Raw genomic sequence first — 15175 nt, forward strand, 5'->3', positions numbered from 1 at the left:
GGCACGTCACGTGCGATGTGTACTATTGCCGCGAAGAATTACATAACCAAGTTATCTTGGGTGTGTCAACGGCGGAGGACGTGCGAGACATGGCAGGGCGGGCGAGGCTTGAAGACGCACCCGAACGACTTGTGCGGGCGGCCATCGGTCTGCTGGCCGAGCAGGGGCCGTCGGCTGTGAAAGCGCGCACGGTGGCTGCCGCGAGCGGACTGTCGACCATGGTGGTCTACAGCCACTTCGGCGGGATCCCCGAGCTGATGAGCGCTGTCGCCGACCACGGCTTCAAGGAACTCGGCAGGGCGTTCGCCCAGGTGCCGGTGACGGAGGACCCGATCGCGGATCTCTTCGCCATGGCCTTGACCTGTCGTCGGCTGGCCCGCGAGAACCCTCACCTCTACGACCTGATGTTCGGGCTGTCCACCCGGGCGACGTACCGGCCTCTGTCGGATGCGGACCTTCGCCTGAGCGGGCATTCCCCGGCCTTTCGAGAAGCCCACGCGCATGTCACCGCGGCGTGCGAACGGCTCGTGCACTCCGGCAGGGTCGAGCGGCAGGAACCCGAAGTCATCGCCGCCCAGTTGTGGAGTTTCGTGCACGGTTACATCACCCTTGAACTGGCCGAGCATTTCGTCGAGTTCGACGACGCCGTGATGCAGGTGCTCCTGCCGATGGGCGTGAACTTCTCTGTCGGGTTGGGTGACAAGCGAGAACGTGCCGAGGCCTCGCACGAGGCCGGCGCGCGCCTGTACTCCATCATCGAAGGCGAGTGAGAGGCAGGGCAGTTGGGCGCAGTCCCGTGGGCGGCTAGGACGTCCTGGTCCCCGCACCACGGGCATCGGTACCCGGCGTGAGCTGGTCGTGCCTTCCCAGCGCCGAGACCTCCCGTTCGAGAGACGGAACCGCCCGAGCCGCGAAGCGCCTCGCCCAGGGCCAGGCCAGCGGTGAATTCAGCGCTCCCTTCGCCCAGTTGGCCACGGCGACCGCGCGCGGCACGTACACGCGGCTGCGGCGGCGCACGAGCCCGTCGACGATCGCGGCGGCCGCCCGGTCGGCGCTCGTGGTGACGTTGCCCGGATAGGGCAGCCGCCCGCGCAGCCCCTGGAAGGAGGGGAGGTCCGCCTCGGCGCCCCGGACCAAATCCGTGTCGATCCAGGAGGGGTGCACCAGGCCGACCGTGACCCCGAGATGCGCAACCTCCTGGCGGTAGGTCAGGGCGAGCAGCTCGGCCGCCGCCTTGCTGGCGCCGTACGAGGCCATCGCGGCCAGCGGCATGAAGGACAGCGCGGAGGCCACGACCAGCACGTGACCCCGGCTGCGCTCCAGATGGGGCGTCGTGTACTTGAGGGTGCGGAAGACGCCGTTCAGGTTGATGTCCATGACCCGCTCGAACGAGGCCTCGTCCGTCTGGCGCACCGTCCCGTACGCCACCACGCCGGCGTTGGCGACGACGAGGTCGATGCCGCCCATCTCCTCCGCCGCCGCATCGATCGCCGACCGTAGGGCGGCACCGTCGCGCACATCGGCCTCACGCCAGGAAGCGGCGGGGCCCAGGTTCGCGGCGAGGTCGCGCAACCGATCGGGTTCCAGTCCGATCACGGTCACACGAGCCCCTCGGGCAGCGGCCAGGCGGGCCACCTTCTCCCCGATGCCGCGTGCCGCTCCGGTGACAACCAGCTTTCTGCCCTGCAAGTCACGTTTCATGGCGGCAACATAACTTCGTTATTGATGGAGCACAAGAGGCCGCGCACCGGCCGCTGCTCGGCTACCTGCTGGGTCTCATCACTGGACGAACCTATGCTGGCTGTCATGAGACGGACATCCTTTGCGCAGTGGCCCTGCTCGATCGCGCGGACCATGGACCTGCTCGGGGACTGGTGGACGCCGCTGGTGCTGCGTGAGGCGTTCTACGGGATCCGGCGGTTCGACGCGTTCCAGGAGTCGCTGGGGATCGCACGCAATACGCTGGCGGACCGGCTGCGTCGGCTGGTGGAGGAGGGGCTGCTGGAGAAGCGGCCCTACCAGACGGAGCCGGTCCGGTACGACTACGTGCTCACCGACAAGGGGCGCGACTTCTTTGGCGTGCTGCTGGTGATGAACCGGTGGGGGGACCGCTGGCTGGCCGGTGAGGCGGGCCCGCCGGTGGCCATGCGCCACGAGGTGTGCGGGCAGGAGACCCATGCCGAGGTGGTGTGCGCCGCCTGCGGCGAGCCCATGACCGCGGAGAACACCCGTCCCAGGATGGGCTCCGGTTATCCGCCGCATCTGGCCGAGCGACCGGATGTGCGGGAGCGTTTCGCGGACTGACTCGGCAGCTCTGTGAGGGCTGTGCCCATTCCTTGACGTCTTCACCCTTGACAGGTGCGTCTATCTAAGCAACTTTACAGGTCAGGCACTCGAAAGAGGGTTCTCGGAAGGCGAGGAGGCCGCAGGATCATGGAGTGGACGGGCGCGCGCTATGCGGACAAGCCGACGGTTGAGGTCCACACCTGGATCGCCGCCGCGCCGGCGCAAGTGTGGGCGCTGGTGTCCGACATCGAGCTGATGCCGCGCATGAGCCCCGAGCTGCAGTCGGTGGAATGGCTGGACGGCAGGAGCGGCCCTGCTCTGGGAGCCCGGTTCATCGGCCGGAGCAAGCATGAGGCGCTGGGGGAGTGGGCCACCACCTCCCACATCGTCGAGTACGAGCCGTCGAGGGTGCTCGCCTGGGCGGTCGAGGATCCGCAGCACCCGACGGCGATCTGGCGGTTCACCTTGGAGCCGCAGGACGGCGGCACTCGGCTGCGGGAATGGATGCAGATGGGGCCTGCCCGCTCGGGCCTCTCCTTCGCCATCGACCGCATGCCGGAGAAGGAGCAGAAGATCGTCTTCGTGCGCATGCGGGAGTTCGAGGTCAACATGACCGTCACCCTCGAAGAGATCAAGAAGCTGGCCGAGAGCGCCCGGACCTCGGGAGAGGCGGGTCTGTGATGCGTACGTCCACCACGATCGAAGCCTCCGGGGGTGACTGGCGGGAGATCGTCGACTACGTCACCGAGGCGGAGAAGCTCGGTCTGGACATCTGCTGGGTGGCGGAGGCGTGGGGCTCCGAGGCACCGTCACCGTTGGGTTATCTCGCCGCGAAGACGGGGCGCATGCTGCTCGGCTCGGGAGTCATCCAGCTCGGCACCCGCACGCCGACGGCCATCGCCCGCGCCGCGATCACGCTGTCGCAGATATCCCAGGGACGCTTCCTCCTCGGGCTGGGCGCCTCCGGACCGCAGGTGATCGAAGGGCTGCACGGCGTGCCGTTCGACCGACCGTTGTCACGGATGCGCGAGACCGTCGAGATCGTGCGCCATGCCGCGTCGGGGGAGAAAGTCTCCCACTCCGGGCGTGAATTCCAGATCCCGCTGCCGGGCGGGGTCGGCAAGCCCATGCGCTTGTCCATGCGCGCCGAGTACGACATCCCCGTCTACCTGGCCACCCTCTCGCCGAAGATGCTGCACCTGACCGGCGAGATCGCCGACGGCTGGCTGGGTACCAGTTTCGTACCCGAAGGCGCCAAGGAGGCGTACTTCGACCACCTGGTCCGGGGCCTGGCCGTCGCCGGCCGCAAGCGCGCGGACCTCGACATCTGCCAGGGCGCCGAGGTCGCCTTCGCGGACGACGAGGACGCGCTGCGCGCCATGGTGGCCGGACGCAAGAAGGAACTGGCCTTCAGCCTCGGCGGTATGGGCTCCGCGACCACGAACTTCTACAACAACGCCTACAGTCGCCAGGGTTGGGCCGAGGTGGCGGCCGAGGTCCGGACCCGCTGGCAGGCCGGGGAACGGGACGGCGCGGCCGGCCTGATTACCGACGAGATGGTGCTGGCGACCACGCTGATCGGAACCGAGGACATGGTGCGCGAGCGGCTGCGCGTGTGGCGCGACGCCGGTGTCGACACCGTTCGTTTCTATCCCGCCGGCGAGACCCTGGACGCCCGGCTCGCCACCCTGGGCCGGGCCATCGACCTGGTCCGCGACATCGAGGACGAGGCGGCGCGGTAGCGACAGGCCATGGCGGCCGAGGCGGGCCGCCATGGCCTGTCGCCGTCCAGCAGGCCCCGGTTCAGGTCGACCGGGCGCTGATGCCGTCGGCCGCCAGGCCCGACATCAGCAGGGTGATCGCCCGGAACGTCCTGGTCAGGGCGTCCTCCCGGTCCGCTGCGGCGGCGATGATCTGGTTGCCCTCGCACAGGCCGGCCAACAGCAGTCGGGCGACTGTGGCGACGGGAACGTCCGATTGCAGTTCACCGCGTTCGGCCAGAACGGTCAGCAGCCGTTCGATCGGAGGCTGGGCGACGGTGTCGTTGATGTGCCGGTACTGCCCTCCCAGGACCGAGGGCGCCTGGGCCATGAGCTCTCGGTGCAGGGGGTCGTCGATGGTCCGCCGCAGGAAGGCGTGCGTGAGGTGGGCCACCGCGGCCATGGCGGGCTGGTCCGGTGTCGCACGGATCGCCTCGGACGTCGCGTCTCCCAGTACGCCGACCTGCTGAATCAACTCCGTGTAGAGCTCGGCGAACATCGCCTTCTTGTCCGGGAAGTGGTGGTAGAAGGTGCCCTTGCTCACCCCCGCCGCCCCGGTGATGGCCTCGACCGAGGTGTCCGCGAACCCCTTGTCGACGAGCAGTTTGCGCGCGGCCGTCACCAGGTCCGTCCGGGTCTGCTCCGCATACATCTGTCGTCGGTTTGGCCTTCGCATGCGACCATCGTATATTCAATGACCTGAGGTCAGTGAATGACCCACGGTCAGTCGATGGTCGTCGTAAGAATGCCCTCCGGAAGACAGGCGGAGCCGTGGAAAAGCGCAGGATCGTGTTGCCGGGTGCGACGGGGTACACCGGGCAGCGTGTGCTCCGGGAACTGCTCGCACGAGGTGAGCAGCCGACCTTGGTCGGGCGGAGCCGAACCAGGATGCTGACCCTGGCCGACCGCCTCGAGGTGGAGCTGCCGGCGACCGAGGTCGACGTCACCTCGGCGGCCGAGGACGGGTTCGCCCACCGCAGCCCGCGACCCTGGGCTGCTCCCCGTGTGGTCGACGAGCGCGCCGCCAAGCGAGTGCGTACCTTCCACTACGGCGGCATGAAACGTACGGCCATGACCGTCCCGGGCACGGAGCATCTCGGACTGCCGGAGGTCTTCCCGCAGTTGGAGACCGTCGAGGTGGGCCCGGGGTGGCTCGGACGGTGGACGCGCCCGGTGCAGATCGCCGCCACACTCCAGGCGTCCTTGCTGCGCTCGGCGAAAGTACGGGCCGCTCTGGCGCGGTGGTCCGAGCGGCTCCCGGGATCGCACCGCGAACCGGACCCCGATGGCCGTTCCCTGGTGATCGCCGTCGCCCGCGACGGCCACGGTCGGCCCTTGGCCACGACGGCCCTCACCGGACCCGATCCGTACGAGATGACGGGATCCCTCCTGGCATGGGGCGCCGCCCACGCGGCACAGCCGGATGCCGTTCTCAAGCCCGGTGCGCACGGCCCCGCTCGCCGCCTTCGGCCTCGACACCCTCAGGCTCGGTGCCGCCGAGGCCGGAGTGCACGAGGTCGACGGGGCATCGGCCCGCCGTCGATGACGGCTGAGCGGGCATAGATCACGGCGCCGGGGCGCTGAAGCGAAGGTCCGGGGAACCGCTGCCGAGGTGGTGCACCACATGGGCGCCCCTCGTCCTCCACGGGCTCCCCTGCGGCGGGCGGCGGATGCCGCCGCTGTCGAGTTGATGAACAGGATGTTCGCGGGAGCGAGTCGGCCCCTCGCGGGAGCCGGCCGCCCCAGTAGAAAGGAAACCGTCCATGGACGAGCAGGGTGAGCGCTTCGACGTCGTCGTACTCGGCGCGGGCCCCGGCGGATACGTAGCCGCCATCCGGGCCGCCCAACTGGGCAAGCGCGTCGCGGTCGTTGAGGAGAAGTACTGGGGTGGCGTCTGTCTGAACGTGGGCTGCATCCCCACCAAGGCCCTGCTGCGCAATGCCGAGCTCGCGCACATCTTCACCCGCGAGGCGAAGACCTTCGGCATCAAGGTCGACGGGCAGGTCTCCTTCGACTACGGGGAAGCCTTCCGCCGCAGCCGTAAGGTCGCGGACGGCCGGGTCAAGGGCGTCCACTACCTGATGAAGAAGAACAAGATCACGGAAATCAGCGGTCGCGGCACGTTCCTCGACCCGCACACGCTCCACGTGGCCGACTACGACGGCAACGCCCGCACCATCGGCTTCGACCACTGCATCATCGCCGCCGGGGCGAGCCCCAAACTGCTGCCCGGCACCCGCCGTACGTCGCGCGTGGTGACGTTCGAGGAGCAGATCCTCGCCGAGGACCTGCCGCAGTCGATCGTGATCGCCGGCGCCGGGGCCATCGGCGTCGAGTTCGCCTACGTGCTGCACAACTACGGCGTGAAGGTCACCGTCGTGGAGTTCCTGGACCGGATCGCACCGCTGGAGGACGCCGAGGTCTCCGCCGAACTGGCCAAGCAGTACAGGAGGTTGGGCATCGACGTCCTCACCTCCACTCGCGTCGAGTCCATCGACGAGTCCGGCCCGCAGGTCCGTGTCACGGTCACCGGCAAGGACGGCGCCCAGCAGGTCCTGGAGGCCGACAAGGTCCTGCAGGCGATCGGCTTCGCGCCGAACGTCACCGGTTACGGCCTGGAGAAGACCGGCGTGCGCGTCACCGAACGCGGCGCGATCGACGTCGACGGCCGTTGCCGCACCTCGGTCCCGCACATCTACGCCATCGGGGACGTCACCGCGAAGCTGATGCTCGCGCACGCCGCCGAGGCGATGGGCGTCATCGCGGCCGAGACCCTCGCTGACGCGGAGACCATGGAGCTGGACTACGTCATGATCCCTCGGTCCACCTTCTGCCAACCGCAGATCGCCAGCTTCGGCTACACCGAGGCGCAGGCGAGGGAGAAGGGCTTCGACGTCCGGGTGGCCAAGTTCCCGTTCACCGCGAACGCCAAGGCCCACGGCCTGGGCGACGCGACCGGCTTCGTGAAGCTGATCAGCGACGCCAAGTACGGCGAGCTCCTCGGAGCCCATCTCATCGGCCCCGACGTCACCGAACTCCTCCCCGAACTGACCCTGGCACAGCAATGGGACCTCACGGTCCACGAGGTCGCCCGCAACGTCCACGCCCACCCCACCCTGGGTGAGGCGGTCAAGGAAGCCGTCCACGGCCTCGCAGGCCACATGATCAACATGTAGCAGGGCGCTCGGCGTAGCGGCGACAGGACCGTACCGTCTCCCACGGTGTCCCAGACGCTTAGGTAGCGGTCCTTGCCGGGGTCGAGTCAGAGCCGGACGGGCTTGCGTGGTGAACCCGGGACCGGTGGCGGCAGGCCGCCGCTACCGGTCCGGGGGGTTCACCGGGTCCAGGGATCTTCACCGCCGGGTCGGACACGCCTATAACGGAAGGGCGTGTCCGACCCGGCGAGTGTCACTCGCCGGGGTGGGAGAGCTCGATGTCGGGGCGTTCCACACACGAGCCGTGAACGGACAGATGGGTGGCCTTCGGCGGGTAGCCGGCCGCCGTGACCGTGTACTCGCCGCCGTCCAGGTCGGTGAAGGCATAGCCGCCGTCCTCACCGGTGGTCGCGGTGGCCACCACGTTGCCGGCCGTGTCGATGAGCGTGACCCGCGCGTCGTTCAGCGGCCGGCCCGCTGCTTGGACCGTGCCCAGCACGTGCAGGCCGGGGGAGAGTTCGAGGTCGGTCCTGGTGACACCCTGCGCGGCGATCTCGACGGGCAGCGCGATCGGCCGGTACCCGGCCGCGGTCACCGCGAGGGTCAGCCGGCCGGGCACGAGCTCGGTGATGCTGAAGGTGCCGTCCGTGTCGGTCAGTCCGGCGGCTAGCACGTCGCCGCGAACGTCCGCCGCGACCACCATGGCGCCGCCGACCGGCTTCCTGTGATCGGCCGACCTGACCGTGCCGACCAGGCCGCTGGTGCCGGAGAGCAGGATGTCGTACGAGACCGGCTCGCCGCCGACCACGACCGTGGATGCCTGCGGCTGGTAGCCCTTGGCGGAGGCGATGAGCACGTAGTTTCCCGCGCCCGGCGCGTCCACTGCGTACGCACCGTCAGAGTGGGCCACCATGCGGCCCACCTGCCGCCCTCCCAGCGAGATCAGGGTGATGACCGCCCGCGGCACAGGTGCCGACTCGGCTCCGATGACGTGTCCGCTGACCGGGACACCTGCGGGGGACCGGATGGAGGCCGCAGCCGGTACGGCGGCCGGGCTCGGCACCTTCGCGTCGTGCTCGGTGTGCTCCTGGGTCCCGTCCTCCCGGCCTCGGAGGCCGAACGCCGCGAGGGCGGCGCCCACCAGGGCGAGGATGCCGGTGACCAGGACGGCGGTGTGGACGCCGTTCATGAATGCGGTGTGGCTGCCCTCCACGACGGCCGCCCTGAGCTGGGCGGGCATGCCGTCGGAGACCGGGGCGACGCCCATCGCGACCGCGTCCTTCGCCTCCTCGAAGCGGGCGGCCGCCGAGTGGGGCACGCCGGCGTCGGTCAGTGAGTCCGTGAGCGTGGAGCCGACGCGGCTGCTGATGAGGGAGACGAGCACCGAAGTGCCGAGCGCGCCGCCGACCTGGAGCGAGGTGGCCTGCAGGCCACCCGCGATGCCGCCGTCCTTGACGGGGGCGTTGCCGACGATCGCGTCGGAGGACGCGGCCATCACGATGCCGACGCCAAGACCGAGCGCGACGAACGGCGGCCACATGGTGGCGTACGAGGAGTCGGCGCTCCACGAGAGCATCGTGAACGCGGCGCCGGCCTGCAGCACCATCCCCAGCGGCATGGTCAGGCGCGGGCCGAACTTCTCGGTGAGCTTCGCGCCGAGCGGCGAGGCCACCATGGAGGCGAGGCTGAGCGGCAGGGTGCGCACACCGGACTCGACGGGCGTGAAGCCGTGCACGTTCTGCAGGTACAGCATCACGAAGAAGATCGCGCCGAGCAGGACGAAGAAGTTCAGCGCGGTGACGAACACACCTATGGTCAGGGCCGGGTTGCGGAACAGCCGCATGGGCAGGAGGGGGTGCGCGACGCGGGTCTCGTACCAGCCGAAGAGGACCAGGACGACGACGCCGCCGACGATCGTCCCGAGCGTGCCGGCCGAAGTCCAGCCCCACGTCTCACCCTTGACGACGCCGAAGACGACGGCGATCAGGCCGAGCGCGAGCAGGACGACGCCGGGCACGTCGAACTTCTCGCTCGACGCCGCCTCGTTCCTGGACTGTGGCAGCACCACGAGACCGAAGACCAGGGCGATCAGGCCGATGGGGGCGTTGATGTAGAAGACGGACTCCCAGTTGACATGCTGGACGAGCAGTCCGCCGACGATCGGGCCGAGCGCGGTGGCGACGGACGAGATCATCGCCCAGATGCCGACCGCCATGCCGAACTTCTTCGGCGGGAACACCGCACGCAGCAACGCCAGGGTGTTGGGCATGAGCATCGCGCCGAAGAGGCCCTGCGCGGCGCGGAAGGCGATGACGCCCTCGATCGAGCCGGCGAGGCCGATCGCGACGGACGCGACGGTGAATCCGACGACACCGGCGAGGTAGACCGTGCGGCGCCCCAAGCGGTCGCCGAGCTTGCCGCCCAGGATGAGGGCAGCGGCGAGGGCGAGCAGGTAGGAGTTGGTTACCCACTGCAGTTCGGCGGTGGTGGCGTTCAGGTCGCGGGCGATCTCGGCGTTGGCGATCGAGACGACGGAGCCGTCGAGGCCGACCATGAACAGGCCGAGCCCGACCGCGATCAGTGTCAGCCAGGGGTTGGCGCGTAGACCGCGGGGGTGGGGGTCGGACACGGGAGTGGACGCTGCAGAAACAGCGGTGACAGACATGTGTGAGCTGTCCTCGGGACGTGTGGCGCGCGGTTGGGGCGCGTGGACATGTGGGGGCGAGCCGTGTGGGCTGTGCAGGGGGCGGCACACCAAGCCCTGCCGCAGCAGCGGCAAGGGCAGCAGGGGTACGGGAGCCGGGCCGAACGGTCAGGCGGCGGAGTGGTCGCGCAGGCGCCGGGTGAGAGCCTCAAGGGCGCCGAGCGCCGAGCCGAGGGCGTCGCGGTCGCCGTCCGTGAGAGTCCGCAGCGCGGCCGCGAGCTGTCGGGCCGCGACGTCCTCGGCCTGGCGGATGCGTTGACGTGCTTCGGCGGTGACACGTAGGTGCGCGACGCGCTTGTCGGTGTCGTCCTGGTGCCGTTCCAGCAGGCCCGCGTCGGTGAGGCGGGTGACCAGGGCGCTGACGTTGTTCGGCATCATCCGCAGCGCGTCGGCGGCCTTGTGGACGGTCGCGCCGTCGTGCTCGGCGACGTACTGGAGCAGGGCCAACTGCCGCTCGGGGAGCTTGGGGTAGGGCAGTCGCCGGTCGATGCTCTGTTTGACGTACCGGTTCAGCGCGGGCAGGCACGCCACGAGGCCTGCGGCCACCTGGTCGACGCCCTGGCTCGGACGAGCCTCACTGGTTCCGGTCACGACCCCAAGGTACCTATGAAAAGAAACCTATGTCAAAATACTAATTCTCCAAATTCCCTGACGGTCGGCCTGCCTCCTGGCGCCCACCCGATCATCCATGCGTCCCCGTACCGTGCGTGAGCCGGTGCTTCCTTGGGGGAGGGTCGGTGCAGCGGCACGTTTCCCCAGGTCAGGGATCAACAGTCCGGTCGGCGTCCTGTCGGTGCTCCGGAGCCTCGTCGGTCGGTGCCTTCAGCAGCCGGGCCAGTCGCGGAAGAACCCACGATGGAGTGATCTCATCGCTCTACCGTGCGGATCCGGTGAGGGAGGGGGCGCAGGTCGACGGCCATCTCGTCGCCGGACCTGACCAGGAGGCCGCTGAGAGGGGGCGCCCACTCCGAAGAGCCCGCTCAGCGGCGCGTGCTTCCGCCGTCCGCGACGACGATCTGCCCCGTGATGAACGCGGCGTCGTCGGAGGCGAGAAACGCCACGACGCCCGAGACGTCGGCCGGCATCTGCACACGCTTGATGTTCTGCATCCGCACGGTCTGCTCGAAGAAGAGCTCGCTCGTCTTCTCCGCGGCCGTGGCCGTCCGGACCAGACTCGCCGCGACGCCGTTGACGGTGATGTGGTGAGCGGCGAGGTTGGCGGCCAGGACCGAGGTGAATCCGTTCAGCGCGCCCTTGGCGGAGACATAGGAGACGAAGGGAGGCGGCGGAGTCCAGTAGCTCGCGGACGTGATGTTGATGATCCGTCCCGACCCGGACTCCTTCAGGTCGGGCAGGAACGCCCTGGAGGCCAGGAAGGGGCCGTCCACGTTGACGGCGAAGGTGCGACGCCATTCGTCGAAGGTCACGTGGTCGATATCGGCCGGGAGAACGACGGCCGCGTTGTTCACCAGGATGTCGGCGGCGCCGAGCTCACGTCGGACCCGGGCGGCGAACCCGTGGATCGCGTCCTCGTCCGAGACGTCGACCTTGTCGCTGAAGAATCGCCGGCCCGTTTCCGCGACGAGGTCCCGCGTCTCGTCGGCCGGATCGATGTCCGCGACCGCGATGTCCGCTCCCTCCGCCGCGAGTCTTCGGGCGATCTCCTGCCCGATGCCCGTACTGCCTCCGGTCACGACGGCGGTTCTGCCCGTCAGCCTCCCAGCCATGAGTCACTGCCCCTTCCGGTGCTTCCGGGCGGCCGTGGCAAGGCCGTCCTCCAGGGATGGTGCGCTTCGAGACGGCGGATCAGCGGCGGCTTGTTCGTCCAATGAACATGGCTGTTGAGCGTGACGGGGGTCATTCCTACCTTGACGCTGCTCGGCGGGTCGGCCACCGCGCCGAGCGTCCTGAATCAGGTCCGGTGGAAGGGCGGCGCGGAGGCACTCCGCAAGGCTCAGGGGCGGCACGGCAGCGGTGTTGCCGGGATGACCGCGACAACAGCACCCACAGCAGGTTCCGGCAGCGGACGCCGGTTCCGACAGCAGCGCTTTGCGCCAAGGAGTCGTCCATGGTTCAGATCGATTCACCCAAGGCAGCGGAGGGAGAGGGTGGCAGATACACCCTGGCCCCGGGCACCCTGGCCGCGGTGGTTCTCGCCGTGTGCCTCGCGCAGATAGCCCTTTCCGTCCCCTCGCTCATCAACGGGCTGATCCAGCAGGATCTCGCGCCGTCCTCGGCCCAACTGACGTGGATCACCGAGGCCTTCATGCTTCCCGTCGCCGCCCTGGGACTGGGCTTCGGCGTGTTCGGCGACCTCTTCGGCCGTAAGCGCCTGCTCGTCGGGGGCGCCGCGCTCATTGCCGTGGGGTCGGCTCTCGCGATCCTGGTGCCGGGTACGGGACACTCGTCCGACACCCGGGTGACGTTGCTGATCCTCGCCCAAGTCCTCGGTGGTATCGGGGCCGCGGCCATCTTCCCGACGAGCCTGGCCATGGTTGCGGCCGGTACGCACACCACCGCCACCCGCGCGCGTGGCGTGGCGATCTGGGCCACCGCGCTCTCGGTCGGCGGCTTCCTCGGCCCGCTGCTGGCAGGCCTCGCCGCCAAGATCGACCTCGGCTGGGCCGGGAACGCGAACTGGCGATGGGCCTTCGTCGGCGTCCTTGTCATCGCCGTGGTGAGCGTGGTCCTGTCGCTGGCGCTCGCCCAGAACTCCGCCTCGCCCGAGGGCCGCTCCGTCGACTGGCCGGGGCAGATCACTGCCGCGCTCGGCCTGTTCGCTCTGATGTACGCCGTGATCCAGGGCTCCGAGAGCGGCTGGGGGAGCCCTCAGATCGCCATCGCGTTCATCGCCGCGGCCGTCTTCCTCGTGCTGTTCGTCTTCGCCGAGAGCCGTGCGGCCGCGCCGCTGCTTCTCCTGAGCGTGTTCCGGAACCGGGCGTTCGCCATGAACTCGGTGGTCACCCTGATCGGTATGTTCGCGTTCCTCGTGATCATGTACAGCACCAGTATCCGCCTCACCATCATCCAGGGATTCAGCCCACTGCAGAGCTCCGTCGCCTACCTCTTCTTCGGCGGGATCGGCTTCGTCTTGCTGCCCCTCACCTCCAAGCTGCTCGAGCGCTACAACCCCCGGTGGGTTCTCTGCACGGCTCTGACCCTCATCGGTGCCAGCGGGCTGTGGTTCGCCGTCATCCCGACGACCAGTCGGTCCATCGGCGCCATCGTCGGGCCGCTGATCCTCGCCGGTGTCGGCTCGGCACTCGCCTTCGCCTCCATCACCGCGGTAGCGGTCAACACGTTGCCCAACCACCTCGCAGGTATGGCGAGCGGTGTCACGAGCACGTTCCGGGACCTCGGGTTCGCCCTCGGCCCCGCGATCGCCGGTGCTGTCGCACTGGGCCGGGCCTCCGACGAGATCGCCCGCAAGCTGGCCGGCGATCCCGGACTGAGCAAGGCCTACGAGGCATTCCAGGCATCCGCGGCCCATGCTCCCGCGGATCAGAGACCACAGCTCGAGGCAGCGGTGCACGCCGTGCAATCGGGCCCGCTCGGCGCCAACTCGGTGCCGGCCGGCATCACACTGCCGGATGGCAAGGTGGTGCCTTTCAACCCGCTCAAGGACGTCGCTTTCGACGCCCTCAGCAGCAGTTACTCCATCGCGTACGTGCTCGCCGGCGTGGCGGCTCTGGTGGCGGCGGCGCTCATCCTCGTCGGCGTGCGCGGCGGCGTGGACCAGGCTCATCTCGACGACGACCCGCACACCCTCGCCGACTGACCGCATGACGAACGCGCCGGGACCGGGACACGGGTAGCCGGTCGCCAGGCCAACCGACCGCCCGCCGCGACTCCACCTCCTCCTCAGGAGCAGCAGTCGCGGCGGGCCGCGGCGTACACGACACAACGATCGACAGATGCACTCGGACAGGAGCCGAACAATGACCACCGCATACTCGGAGCCGACCGGCACGAACGACGACCGCATGCCGGCCACGGTCGCTCAGGCGGAGGCGGCGTGGCTCGTCGCGCTCACAAAGGGCGACGAGGAGCAGCGTCACCTCATGCTCCCTGACTGTGTGATCGTCCATGGCCCGGTCGGGAACGTCCATGACCGCGAGCGCTTCCTCGGCTACAACGCGTCCATGGGACCCACCGTCGAGGCTGAGACCAGCGAAGTGATGTGCCGTGAGCGAGAGGGACGGGCCATCGTGACGTGCTTTCAGAAGATGCGCATCCGGCGCCTGCCCGACCTGCCGCCGTTCCTGGTGCAGGCCGTGGCCACCCGGGTGTGGTTCTCGACCGACGAGGGATGGCGCCTGGGCCACATGCAGCTCTCCCGGCGGCAACCGTCGGTATGACGTGCCGGATTCCTCGCCCCGCGAAGGGTCACGCGGTGCGAATGGGAATGCCCGGTCTCCAGCCGAGACTCCTGGACAGTCCCAGTCCGCTCGTGACCAGGGAGGGCACTGCCGCCTGCAGTTTGATCGAGCCGGCGGCCACCACGACGGACAGAGCCGCGACGACTTTGCCGCTGCCGTCGACGATGCGCGTCGCGACCGACTCGGCCCCTTCGCTCAGCTCTTCCTTGACGACCACCGTTCCGGTCGAGCGGCAGGACGCCAGTTCGCGACGGAGTTCGGTCGGGTCCACGATCGTCTTGGGAGTGAAGCGCTGGAGCCTTCCCGCCAGCACCTCATCGATGAAGGCCGGACTGCCGTGGCTCAGCAGCACCTTGCCCACACCTGAGCAGTGCAAGGGCAGAAGGCCGCCGATCTGCGACGTCAGACCGACGGCGTTGACCGCCGAAAGCCGCTCGATGATCACGGCCTGGTCGCCCTGGAGGACGGCCAGCTGCACATGCTGGCGAAGCGCCGTGTACAGGTCCTCCACGAACGGCTGCGCGGCGCTGCGGAGCGTCTCGGCGCGCGGTGCGAGGGTCCCGAGGCGCCACAGCGGCAGGCCGATCGCGAAGCGGTTGTCGCTGGTGCGCTCCAGCGCGCCGGCCGCCACGAGTTCGAGTGTTAGGCGCCTGGCGGTGGCGTGCGGCATGCCGGTGCGCCGGACCAGGTCGGCGAGGGTCAGCTCGGTGTTGTTGGGGTCGAAGGCGAACAGCAGATCCCAGAGTCGGGAGCTGACGGTGCGCCCTGGCTCGTTCGCACGAGGCATGGGCCTCTCCTTCATCATGTGCGGCGCCGGTCACTCTACCTTTCATGTTCGTTGGATGGATGACCCTGTTCTAACAATGCGCGGTTTGCTGAAGTCTCGTACCG

General features: G+C 69.0%; 14 protein-coding genes. 8 read left to right on the plus strand and 6 right to left on the minus strand.

The window, feature by feature from the left end; translation table 11 throughout:
- Positions 1-89 precede the first annotated feature (89 nt).
- Complete coding sequence (locus ACWC09_RS32025) at positions 90-770, plus strand: TetR/AcrR family transcriptional regulator (RefSeq protein WP_450854411.1); 681 nt, start codon at positions 90-92, stop codon at positions 768-770.
- A 34-nt stretch (positions 771-804) separates the two neighbouring features.
- On the opposite strand, the gene ACWC09_RS32030 is transcribed toward ACWC09_RS32025, so the two are convergent.
- Positions 805-1701, minus strand: a complete 897-nt coding sequence (locus ACWC09_RS32030) for a short-chain dehydrogenase/reductase (protein ID WP_450854412.1) — start codon at positions 1699-1701, stop codon at positions 805-807.
- A 105-nt stretch (positions 1702-1806) separates the two neighbouring features.
- Here ACWC09_RS32030 and ACWC09_RS32035 point away from each other — a divergent pair, with 105 nt between their 5' ends.
- The 3 genes from ACWC09_RS32035 (at position 1807) to ACWC09_RS32045 (ending at position 4028) form a co-directional block, all read left to right on the plus strand.
- The gene (locus ACWC09_RS32035; RefSeq protein WP_450854413.1) at positions 1807-2304 is read left to right on the plus strand and encodes a winged helix-turn-helix transcriptional regulator; all 498 of its coding nucleotides are present in this window, start codon (positions 1807-1809) and stop codon (positions 2302-2304) included.
- Between the two features lie 129 nt (positions 2305-2433).
- Entirely contained in the window at positions 2434-2967 is a 534-nt protein-coding gene (locus ACWC09_RS32040; protein WP_450854414.1) for an SRPBCC family protein, read from the plus strand.
- Complete coding sequence (locus ACWC09_RS32045; protein ID WP_450854415.1) at positions 2967-4028, plus strand: LLM class flavin-dependent oxidoreductase; 1062 nt, start codon at positions 2967-2969, stop codon at positions 4026-4028. The genes ACWC09_RS32040 and ACWC09_RS32045 overlap by 1 nt, the downstream gene beginning before the upstream one ends.
- A gap of 61 nt (positions 4029-4089) precedes the next feature.
- Here the strand turns inward: ACWC09_RS32045 and ACWC09_RS32050 are convergent, their stop codons facing one another.
- On the minus strand, positions 4090-4722 hold the full coding sequence (locus tag ACWC09_RS32050) for a TetR/AcrR family transcriptional regulator (RefSeq protein ID WP_450854416.1): 633 nt from the start codon (positions 4720-4722) through the stop codon (positions 4090-4092).
- Positions 4723-4934: 212 nt separating this feature from the next.
- Between ACWC09_RS32050 and ACWC09_RS32055 the strand changes: the two genes are divergently transcribed.
- Positions 4935-5609 carry a hypothetical protein gene (locus ACWC09_RS32055; protein ID WP_450854417.1) on the plus strand — a complete coding sequence of 225 codons (675 nt, stop codon included), beginning with the start codon at positions 4935-4937 and terminating at the stop codon, positions 5607-5609.
- 200 nt (positions 5610-5809) lie between these two features.
- On the plus strand, positions 5810-7222 hold the full coding sequence (lpdA, locus tag ACWC09_RS32060; RefSeq protein ID WP_450854418.1) for a dihydrolipoyl dehydrogenase: 1413 nt from the start codon (positions 5810-5812) through the stop codon (positions 7220-7222).
- Between the two features lie 232 nt (positions 7223-7454).
- Here the strand turns inward: lpdA and ACWC09_RS32065 are convergent, their stop codons facing one another.
- The 3 genes from ACWC09_RS32065 to ACWC09_RS32075 form a co-directional block, all read right to left on the minus strand.
- Positions 7455-9830, minus strand: coding sequence for an MFS transporter (locus tag ACWC09_RS32065; protein WP_450854419.1), 2376 nt, complete (start codon positions 9828-9830; stop codon positions 7455-7457).
- A 183-nt stretch (positions 9831-10013) separates the two neighbouring features.
- Complete coding sequence (locus ACWC09_RS32070; protein ID WP_450854420.1) at positions 10014-10496, minus strand: MarR family winged helix-turn-helix transcriptional regulator; 483 nt, start codon at positions 10494-10496, stop codon at positions 10014-10016.
- A 389-nt stretch (positions 10497-10885) separates the two neighbouring features.
- Positions 10886-11632: an SDR family NAD(P)-dependent oxidoreductase gene (locus ACWC09_RS32075; RefSeq protein WP_450854421.1), complete on the minus strand. Its 747-nt coding sequence runs from the start codon at positions 11630-11632 to the stop codon at positions 10886-10888.
- 341 nt (positions 11633-11973) lie between these two features.
- Here ACWC09_RS32075 and ACWC09_RS32080 point away from each other — a divergent pair, with 341 nt between their 5' ends.
- Together ACWC09_RS32080 and ACWC09_RS32085 are read left to right on the plus strand one after the other, a co-directional pair.
- Positions 11974-13683, plus strand: coding sequence for an MFS transporter (locus ACWC09_RS32080; RefSeq protein ID WP_450854422.1), 1710 nt, complete (start codon positions 11974-11976; stop codon positions 13681-13683).
- 160 nt (positions 13684-13843) lie between these two features.
- Positions 13844-14263, plus strand: coding sequence for a nuclear transport factor 2 family protein (locus tag ACWC09_RS32085; RefSeq protein WP_450854423.1), 420 nt, complete (start codon positions 13844-13846; stop codon positions 14261-14263).
- 28 nt (positions 14264-14291) lie between these two features.
- Here ACWC09_RS32085 and ACWC09_RS32090 read toward each other — a convergent pair whose 3' ends face one another.
- Entirely contained in the window at positions 14292-15071 is a 780-nt protein-coding gene (locus ACWC09_RS32090) for an IclR family transcriptional regulator (RefSeq protein ID WP_450854424.1), read from the minus strand.
- Positions 15072-15175: the final 104 nt, after the last annotated feature.

It is taken from the genome of Streptomyces sp. NPDC001617, from assembly GCF_053596855.1.